General features: G+C 63.0%; 10 protein-coding genes and 1 pseudogene. 8 read left to right on the top strand and 3 right to left on the bottom strand.

Annotated features, from left to right (window positions below):
* Positions 1 to 226 precede the first annotated feature (226 nt).
* Genes AC6CIA_RS23585 through AC6CIA_RS23575 form a run of 3 tightly spaced genes read right to left on the bottom strand, consistent with a single transcriptional unit; the run spans position 227 to position 1,797 of the window.
* A complete protein-coding gene (locus tag AC6CIA_RS23585) occupies positions 227 to 463 on the bottom strand; it encodes a cytochrome C oxidase subunit IV family protein (protein ID WP_498315547.1) in 237 nt (78 codons plus the stop codon).
* Positions 464 to 470: 7 nt separating this feature from the next.
* Positions 471 to 1,037, bottom strand: a complete 567-nt coding sequence (locus tag AC6CIA_RS23580; RefSeq protein WP_498315546.1) for a cytochrome c oxidase subunit 3 family protein — start codon at positions 1,035 to 1,037, stop codon at positions 471 to 473.
* On the bottom strand, positions 1,021 to 1,797 hold the full coding sequence (locus AC6CIA_RS23575; protein ID WP_498315545.1) for a CbbQ/NirQ/NorQ/GpvN family protein: 777 nt from the start codon (positions 1,795 to 1,797) through the stop codon (positions 1,021 to 1,023). The genes AC6CIA_RS23580 and AC6CIA_RS23575 overlap by 17 nt, the downstream gene beginning before the upstream one ends.
* A 201-nt stretch (positions 1,798 to 1,998) precedes the next feature.
* On the opposite strand from AC6CIA_RS23575, the gene AC6CIA_RS23570 reads away from it, so the two are divergent.
* From AC6CIA_RS23570 to ahbB (AC6CIA_RS23535), 8 genes and pseudogenes are all read left to right on the top strand, one after another.
* The gene (locus tag AC6CIA_RS23570; RefSeq protein WP_498315544.1) at positions 1,999 to 3,681 is read left to right on the top strand and encodes a cytochrome D1 domain-containing protein; all 1,683 of its coding nucleotides are present in this window, start codon (positions 1,999 to 2,001) and stop codon (positions 3,679 to 3,681) included.
* Positions 3,682 to 3,705: 24 nt separating this feature from the next.
* On the top strand, positions 3,706 to 4,020 hold the full coding sequence (locus AC6CIA_RS23565; RefSeq protein ID WP_498315543.1) for a c-type cytochrome: 315 nt from the start codon (positions 3,706 to 3,708) through the stop codon (positions 4,018 to 4,020).
* A 16-nt stretch (positions 4,021 to 4,036) separates the two neighbouring features.
* Positions 4,037 to 4,354: pseudogene (locus AC6CIA_RS23560) on the top strand (c-type cytochrome); the annotation flags it as partial.
* Positions 4,355 to 4,358: 4 nt separating this feature from the next.
* Positions 4,359 to 5,531, top strand: coding sequence for a cytochrome D1 domain-containing protein (locus AC6CIA_RS23555; protein ID WP_498315542.1), 1,173 nt, complete (start codon positions 4,359 to 4,361; stop codon positions 5,529 to 5,531).
* Between the two features lies 1 nt (position 5,532).
* Positions 5,533 to 5,991 carry an Lrp/AsnC family transcriptional regulator gene (locus AC6CIA_RS23550; protein WP_498315541.1) on the top strand — a complete coding sequence of 153 codons (459 nt, stop codon included), beginning with the start codon at positions 5,533 to 5,535 and terminating at the stop codon, positions 5,989 to 5,991.
* A complete protein-coding gene (ahbB, locus tag AC6CIA_RS23545) occupies positions 5,988 to 6,503 on the top strand; it encodes a siroheme decarboxylase subunit beta (RefSeq protein ID WP_498315540.1) in 516 nt (171 codons plus the stop codon). Before AC6CIA_RS23550 ends, ahbB (AC6CIA_RS23545) begins: the two co-directional genes overlap by 4 nt.
* Positions 6,496 to 6,939: an Lrp/AsnC family transcriptional regulator gene (locus AC6CIA_RS23540; RefSeq protein ID WP_498315539.1), complete on the top strand. Its 444-nt coding sequence runs from the start codon at positions 6,496 to 6,498 to the stop codon at positions 6,937 to 6,939. The genes ahbB (AC6CIA_RS23545) and AC6CIA_RS23540 overlap by 8 nt, the downstream gene beginning before the upstream one ends.
* A complete protein-coding gene (ahbB, locus tag AC6CIA_RS23535; RefSeq protein ID WP_498315538.1) occupies positions 6,914 to 7,408 on the top strand; it encodes a siroheme decarboxylase subunit beta in 495 nt (164 codons plus the stop codon). The genes AC6CIA_RS23540 and ahbB (AC6CIA_RS23535) overlap by 26 nt, the downstream gene beginning before the upstream one ends.
* Positions 7,409 to 7,427 lie beyond the last annotated feature (19 nt).

The following is a 7,427-nucleotide window of genomic DNA, read 5'->3' as shown; positions in this document are numbered from 1 at the left end:
GCCGCGTTGGGCCATGGATGGCCCGTCGCGGCGGCCCCGCGAATCAATGTCGGAGTACGGGCATGCCGAGCCTAGGCGAGGCACCGAGTGGTGGGGCAAGAGCGTTTTGCTTACTTTTGCGCTGTTCAAAAGTGAGTCGCTGTAAGAGCGAAACCAATAGTCGCCGTTACCGCAGCAACGGATATGTCCCCCTTCGCGAGCAAGCAGCAACGGATATGCCCCCCCCTCAGAACCGCATCGCCCCAACCCCCACCACCAACACCACCGGCCACGCCAACAACACCCCCCGCCATCCCCAAGGCGCATACCGCATCTCCATAAACCCATCGGCAATCACCCACGCCTTCCCCACCGCCACCAGCAACACCCCCCACCCCAGCCCCACAGCCCCGAACTCCACCGTGCCGACACTCAACCCCACCAGCACAACCCAACACCCCAACAGCCATCGCGACGCCGTCATCACCACCTCACAACACATACACCAACGGAAACAACACCACCCATACCAGATCCACCATGTGCCAATACAACACCCCGGACTCCAGCCCACTCTGGCGCCCCGGCGCATACACCCCACGCCAACACCCCAGGGCCAACCACGCCAGAATCACCATCCCCAACACCACATGCAGAAAATGAAACCCGGTCAAAATCCAATACAACGTAAAGAACGTGCTGTACTCCAACCCCAGCCCGACCTTTGCCAAATGTCCATACTCAGCGAGCTTGATCCCCACATAACCACAGGCCACCAGCCACCCGGCGACCAGCAGCCACGCCGCCAACCGTGCCTGCCCCTGGCGGATCTGCTGCTGCGCCAAGGCAGCCAACCACCCCGTCGTCAACAAACTCAAGGTCATCGCCAAGCCGGTAGAGGTGTCCAACTGTCCACGTCCCTCGGCAAACACCTCGGGCCGTAACACCTGGGTCACGGCAAACGCCAGGATCAGGATCGCAAACACCGACAACTCAGCGAGAATGAAAAACCACATCGCCAGATCACCGGGCAGTCGCCGCTCAACCGAAGTGGACATCGACCACATCCATCAACGCCGCGACGGTCTGCGGATCGTCACTCAGGGATTCCGCCAGGCAGGCCATGCACGCTTCGCGGGGGGGCATTCCGGCGGCGATCAGGCGCGCGGCAAATATCAGCAGACGCGTGGAAGCGACTTCCTCCAGATCATGTTGATCCAGGCGTCGCAACGCCTGGCCCAGACGCACCACCTGTGCCGCCAACCCCGTCTCCACCTGCGCTTCACGGGCGACGATGCGCTCTTCCTCCAACGTCGATGGATAAGCAAAACGCATCGCCACGAAACGCTGGCGGGTGCTGGGCTTCATGCCCTTGAGCAAGTTCTGGTAGCCGGGGTTGTAGGACACCACCAACATGAACGACGCAGGCGCCTTGAGTACTTCGCCCGTGCGTTCCAGAAACAACTCACGACGGTCATCGGCCACCGGGTGCAGGACCACCGCGGTGTCCTGTCGGGCTTCGACCACCTCATCCAGATAGCAGATGCCGCCCTCCCGCACCGCGCGAGTCAAAGGGCCGTCTTGCCACCAGGTGCCCTGGGCGCCTATCAGATGACGCCCGATCAGATCGGCGGCGCTCAGGTCATCGTGGCAGGCCACGGTGTACAGCGGCAGGTTCAGGCGATGGGCCATGTGCTGGACAAAACGCGTCTTGCCACATCCGGTGGGCCCCTTGATCAGCACCGGCATACGGTGACGCCAGGCGTGCTCGAACAGCACCTGTTCGTTGTTGACGACTTGGTAGAAGGGTTCGGTCATGGCGCACCTTGCATAAACAGCGGGTTTGGCAGCCACGCTACGGGCGCCTGCGACAACCTGGCAAGCCGTACACGGCGCAAACTTGATCGCCGTCAAGCGGTCATGCACCCACCTCGACATAGTCTCTGCTGGCACTAAGAACCTGCGCTCTACCCCGCCCTTCGCAGGGCATCGCAAAGGTCTTGCCCGAGGAGAAATGGAATGCTGACTCGCAACACAACACCCTACGCCCTGACCCTGGCCAGCCTCGGCTGCGCGCTGGCGTTGGTCGTTTCAACGCAGGCGTTCGCGGCCGCCACCGCCGTGACAGTGCCCATGGTCAAAAGCCCCGGCGCGCCGGACTTGAGCCAGGCCGAATTCGACGCCTCGAAGCAGATTTACTTCGAGCGCTGCGCCGGCTGCCACGGCGTATTGCGCAAAGGCGCCACCGGCAAGCCGCTGACCCCGGACATCACCCAGGCCCGGGGCCAGGCGTACCTGGAAGCACTGATCACCTATGGCTCGCCCGCCGGCATGCCGAACTGGGGCACCTCCAATGCGCTGACCAAGGCGCAGATCACCAGCATGGCGACGTTTATCCAGCATACCGCGCCAACGCCGCCTGAATGGGGCATGGCCGAAACCCTCAAGACCTGGAAGGTGCTGGTCAAACCCGAAGACCGCCCCAAGCAGCAGCTCAATAAGCTGAACCTGGAAAACCTGTTCTCCGTGACCCTGCGCGACGACGGCAAAATTGCCCTGATCGATGGCGACAGCAAGCAGATTGTCAAGCTGATCGAGACCGGCTACGCCGTCCACATCTCGCGGATTTCCGCCTCGGGACGCTACCTGATGGTGATCGGGCGTGACGCCAAGATCGACATGATCGACCTGTGGCCCGCCGAGCCGACCAAGGTGGCCGAAATCAAGGTCGGCATCGAGGCCCGCTCGGTGGAAACCTCGAAGTTCAAAGGCTACGAAGACACCTACGCGATCGCCGGCTCCTACTGGCCGCCGCAGTTCACCATCATGGACGGCGAGACCCTGGAACCCAAACAGATCGTCTCGACCCGTGGCATGACCGTCGACAAGCAGGAATACCATCCCGAACCCCGTGTAGCGGCGATCATCGCGTCCCATGAATGGCCCGAGTTCATCGTCAACGTCAAGGAAACCGGCAAGGTGATGCTGGTCAACTACCAGGACATCAAGAACCTCACCATCACCACCATCGACGCCGCCCCGTTTTTGCATGACGGCGGCTGGGACAGCACTCACCGCTACTTCATGACAGCGGCGAACAACTCCAACAAGGTCGCGGTGATCGACTCCAGGGAGCGCAAGCTCACCGCGTTGGTGGACGTCGGCAAAACCCCGCACCCAGGACGTGGCGCCAACTTCGTCCATCCGCAGTACGGACCGGTATGGGCCACCAGTCACCTGGGCGACGCTGGTATTTCGCTGATCGGCACCGACCCGCTCAAGCATGCGCAGTACGCCTGGAAACAGGTGCAATCGCTCAAAGGCCAAGGCGGCGGCTCGCTGTTTATCAAGACCCATCCCAACTCGCGGCACCTGTACGTCGATACCACGCTCAACCCCGACACCAAGCTCAGCCAGTCAGTCGCGGTGTTCAATATCGACCAGCTCGACGCTGGCTACACCGTACTGCCGATTGCCGAATGGTCCGGGATCAAGCAAGGCGCGATGCGCGTGGTGCAGCCGGAATACAACAAGGCCGGCGATGAGGTGTGGTTCTCGGTGTGGAACGGCCAGGAAGAGGAATCGGCGCTGGTGGTGATCGATGACAAGACCTTGAAGCTCAAGAACGTGATCCGCGACAAGCGCCTGATAACGCCAACCGGAAAATTCAACGTCTACAACACCCAATTCGACATTTATTGAGCTTCATCAACAAGAGGCAACTCCATGAAAAATATCCTGCTTGCACTGGTCACCCTGGGCGCGACACTAAGCCTGCCTACCGCAATGGCCCAGGACGGCGAAGCGTTGTTCAAGAGCAAACCCTGCGCCGCCTGCCACACCGTCGACAGCAAAATGGTCGGGCCGGCGCTCAAGGACGTCGCGGCAAAAAACGCCGGGGTCAAGGACGCCGCCAAGACATTGGCCAGCCACATCAAGGACGGCACCCAAGGTAACTGGGGGCCGATTCCGATGCCGGCCAATCAGGTGACGGATGAGGAAGCCCTGACCCTCGCCAACTGGATACTGAGCCTGAAATAAGCACAAGGAGCGCGCCATGCAAGCATCGATGATCGGTTCGGCCATGGCGCTGCTGTTCCTCATTCCCGCGCCGGTGCAGGGAGCACCGACGCCCGCGCGCCAGGACCAGCTGGAACACCTGCTGACCCAGGACTGCGGCGCCTGCCACGGTTTGCATTTGACCGGCGGCCTCGGCCCGGCCCTGACCCCGCAAGCCCTCGCCGGGCAAACCCGGGAAGCGCTGATAGCCACCGTCACCTACGGCCGCCCCGCCCTGGCGATGCCCGGCTGGGCACCTTTGCTCAGCCCCACTGACATCGCCTGGCTGGTCGACCGCCTCCTGCAAGGAACCCCGCGCCATGATCCGTCCTCTGTTTGTCTGCATCGCCAGCCTGTGGCTGGCGGCTTGCGTGCAACCGCCGCTGCGCGGCACCGGCGACCTCGGCCTGGTGGTGGAACGCGCCACGGGCAGCCTGCAAATCATCGAAAGCAGCAGCCTGACGAGCTTGGCGCAGGTCGACGGGCTGGGGGATCTGTCCCATGCCTCGGCGGTGTTTTCCAGGGATCAACGCTACGCCTACATTTTTGGCCGCGATGGCGGGCTGACCAAGGTCGACCTGCTGGAACAGCGCATTGACAAGCGCATCATCCAGGGCGGTAACAGTATCGGCGGCGCCATCAGTCAGGACGGACGCTTGATTGCCGTCTCCAACTACCAGCCGGGCGGAGTCAAGGTGTTCGACGCCGCGACCTTGCAACCCGTGGCGGACATCCCGGCCACCGCCCTGGCCGATGGCAAGCGTTCGCGCGTAGTCGGCCTGGTCGATGCGCCGGGCCAGCGCTTCGTGTTCAGCCTGTTCGACACCGACGAAATCTGGAGCGCCGATTTCAGCCAGGGCAACACCCCGACACTGACGCGCTACACCGGGATTGGCCGCCAGCCGTATGACGCGCTGATCACCGCCGACGGCCGCTACTACATGGCCGGACTGTTTGGCGAGGACGGCATGGCGCAACTCGATTTGTGGCACCCGGAGCACGGCGTCAAACGCGTTCTGGGTGACTACGGCCGCGGCCAGGAAAAGCTCCCGGTGTACAAGATGCCCCATCTGGAAGGTTGGGCCGTGGCCGGCAGCCAGGCGTTCGTGCCAGCCGTGGGCCGGCATCAGGTGTTGGTGATGGACGCCCGCACCTGGCAGCAGAGCGCTGCCATCCCGGTGGCCGGCCAACCGGTATTTGTCACTGCACGGCCCGACGGGCGCCAACTGTGGGTCAACTTCGCCTATCCCGACAACGACCGGGTGCAGGTGTTCGACAGCGAAACCCGGCAACTGGTCGCCGACCTGCGTCCCGGCCCCGGCGTGCTGCACATGGAGTTCACCGGACGCGGCGAGCAACTGTGGTTGTCGGTACGCGACGGGCAACAGGTGCAAGTCTGGGATCCCTATCGCCTGACCCTGCTCAAGCGCCTGTCGGCGGACAGTCCCAGCGGGATCTTCTTCAGCCTTCGCGCACAGAAAATGGGGTACTGAGATGGAACTTGATGATCTGACCACGCGCTTGATCGACCGCTACCAGCACGGCATGCCGCTGTGCGCCGAGCCCTATCTTGAAATGGCCCGCACCCTGGGTTGCAGCGAGGCCGAGGTCATGGCCTGTCTGCAACGCCTGGAACTGGCGGGCGCATTGTCACGGATCGGCCCGGTGTTCGATCACAGCCGTGCCGGCGCCAGTACCCTGGCGGCACTCGCCGTACCCGCCGCGCGCCTGGAACAGGTGGCGGCACGCATCAGCGGCTACCCGGAGGTCAATCACAACTATGCCCGCGAGCATCACTACAACCTGTGGTTTGTACTCACCGGGCCCAATCGGCGACATCTGGAACAGATTCTCGAGGAGCTGGAAAAAGACACCGGTCTCACCCCGCTGGACCTGCCGATGCTCAGCGCCTACCGCATCGACCTGGGCTTTGCCCTGGAGGGACGGGCATGATCGCGCCACTCGGTCACGCACAATTGCTCGACCTGCGCCAGTGCCTGGAGCGCGGTTTGCCCAGGGTGTCGCGACCGTATGAGCAGCTCGCCGAAGAGATCGGCGCCCATCCCCATCAAGTGCTGCAGCAGATGCGGCAGTGGCAGGAACAAGGCTTGTTTCGTCGGGTCGGCCTGGTGCTCAACCACCGGGCCCTGGGGTTTGTCGCCAACGCAATGCTGGTACTCGACGTGCCCGACGCGCTGATCGATGAAGTGGGCCTGCGTCTGGGCCGCGCGCCCGGTATCAGCCTTTGCTATCAGCGCCCCCGGCGCCTGCCGCACTGGCGCTATAACCTGTTTTGCATGGTGCATGGCCGCGAGCGTCAAGCGGTGCAGGCGCAGATCCAGGTGCTGTTGGAACAGCAACTGCTCAGTGACCTGCCGCACCAACTGTTGTTCAGCACGCGCATGTTCAAGCAATGCGGCGGGCGTTTTGCGCCGCCAGCCTCACAGGCATGGGCCCATGGATGATCTGGATCGGCTGTTGATCAACCGGCTGCAACGCGGCCTGCCGCTGGTGCGCCATCCCTGGCAAGTGATCGCGCGGGAACTGCACGGCACGCCGGAGGATTTACTCGACCGTGTCCACTCGCTGCTGGAGGACGGGGTGCTGACGCGCTTCGGCCCGATGTTCGACATCGAGCGCCTGGGCGGTGCCTTTACCCTGGCCGCCCTGTCGGTACCCGAGGCGCGCTTTGAACCCGTGGCCGCGCAGCTCAACCAACTGCCGCAGGTGGCCCATAACTATCGCCGCGAACATCACTGGAACATGTGGTTCGTACTGGCGTGCGCCACCGCCGATGAGTTGGCCACCACCCTCTCGCACATCCACACCATCACCGGGTTGCAAGTGCTCAACCTGCCCAAGGAGCAAACCTATCATGTCGGTCTCTACTTCCCGGTTTGACGAGAACCTGGCCCAGCGTCTGGTCCACCTGACCGAAGCCGGCCTGCCTCTGGTGGAAGATCCCTGGGCCTGGCTCGCCGAGCAACTGGGGATCAGTGTCGAGTCAACCCTCGAGCTGCTCAAGCGCTTGCAAAGTGAAGGCGCCATCCGCCGTATTGCCGCGGCGCCCAATCACTATCGCCTGGGCTACCGCCACAACGGCATGACCGTATGGGATGTGCACGATGAACAGATGCCGCGCCTCGGCGAACTGATCGGCGCCCAGCCCTTTGTCAGTCATTGCTATCGGCGGCCACGACGCGCGGACTGGCGCTACAACCTGTTCGCCATGGTGCATGGCCGCAGTCGCGAAGAAATCGACAGTTACCGTGAACACCTGCGTTTCCTGCTGGGCGATGCCTGCCAGGCCGACGAAATGCTGGTGAGCAGTCGCATCCTGAAAAAGACCGGCGTGCGCCTGGCGCGCTGAGATCAACGCTCGAGGAGGA

The organism is Pseudomonas sp. GQ91 (assembly GCF_059758795.1).
Note: the sequence above shows the minus strand (reverse complement) of the source record. Positions and strands in the feature narration are given on the sequence as shown.

Excerpts from the sequence above, each read along its gene's own strand:
- AC6CIA_RS23575 (WP_498315545.1), bottom strand. The coding sequence starts at position 1,797 with ATGACCGAACCCTTCTACCAAGTCGTCAACAACGAACAGGTGCTGTTC.
- ahbB (WP_498315538.1), top strand. The coding sequence starts at position 6,914 with ATGTCGGTCTCTACTTCCCGGTTTGACGAGAACCTGGCCCAGCGTCTG.
- AC6CIA_RS23570 (WP_498315544.1), top strand. The coding sequence starts at position 1,999 with ATGCTGACTCGCAACACAACACCCTACGCCCTGACCCTGGCCAGCCTC.
- AC6CIA_RS23585 (WP_498315547.1), bottom strand. The coding sequence starts at position 463 with ATGACGGCGTCGCGATGGCTGTTGGGGTGTTGGGTTGTGCTGGTGGGG.
- AC6CIA_RS23555 (WP_498315542.1), top strand. The coding sequence starts at position 4,359 with ATGATCCGTCCTCTGTTTGTCTGCATCGCCAGCCTGTGGCTGGCGGCT.
- AC6CIA_RS23580 (WP_498315546.1), bottom strand. The coding sequence starts at position 1,037 with ATGTCCACTTCGGTTGAGCGGCGACTGCCCGGTGATCTGGCGATGTGG.
- AC6CIA_RS23565 (WP_498315543.1), top strand. The coding sequence starts at position 3,706 with ATGAAAAATATCCTGCTTGCACTGGTCACCCTGGGCGCGACACTAAGC.
- AC6CIA_RS23550 (WP_498315541.1), top strand. The coding sequence starts at position 5,533 with ATGGAACTTGATGATCTGACCACGCGCTTGATCGACCGCTACCAGCAC.
- AC6CIA_RS23540 (WP_498315539.1), top strand. The coding sequence starts at position 6,496 with ATGGATGATCTGGATCGGCTGTTGATCAACCGGCTGCAACGCGGCCTG.
- ahbB (WP_498315540.1), top strand. The coding sequence starts at position 5,988 with ATGATCGCGCCACTCGGTCACGCACAATTGCTCGACCTGCGCCAGTGC.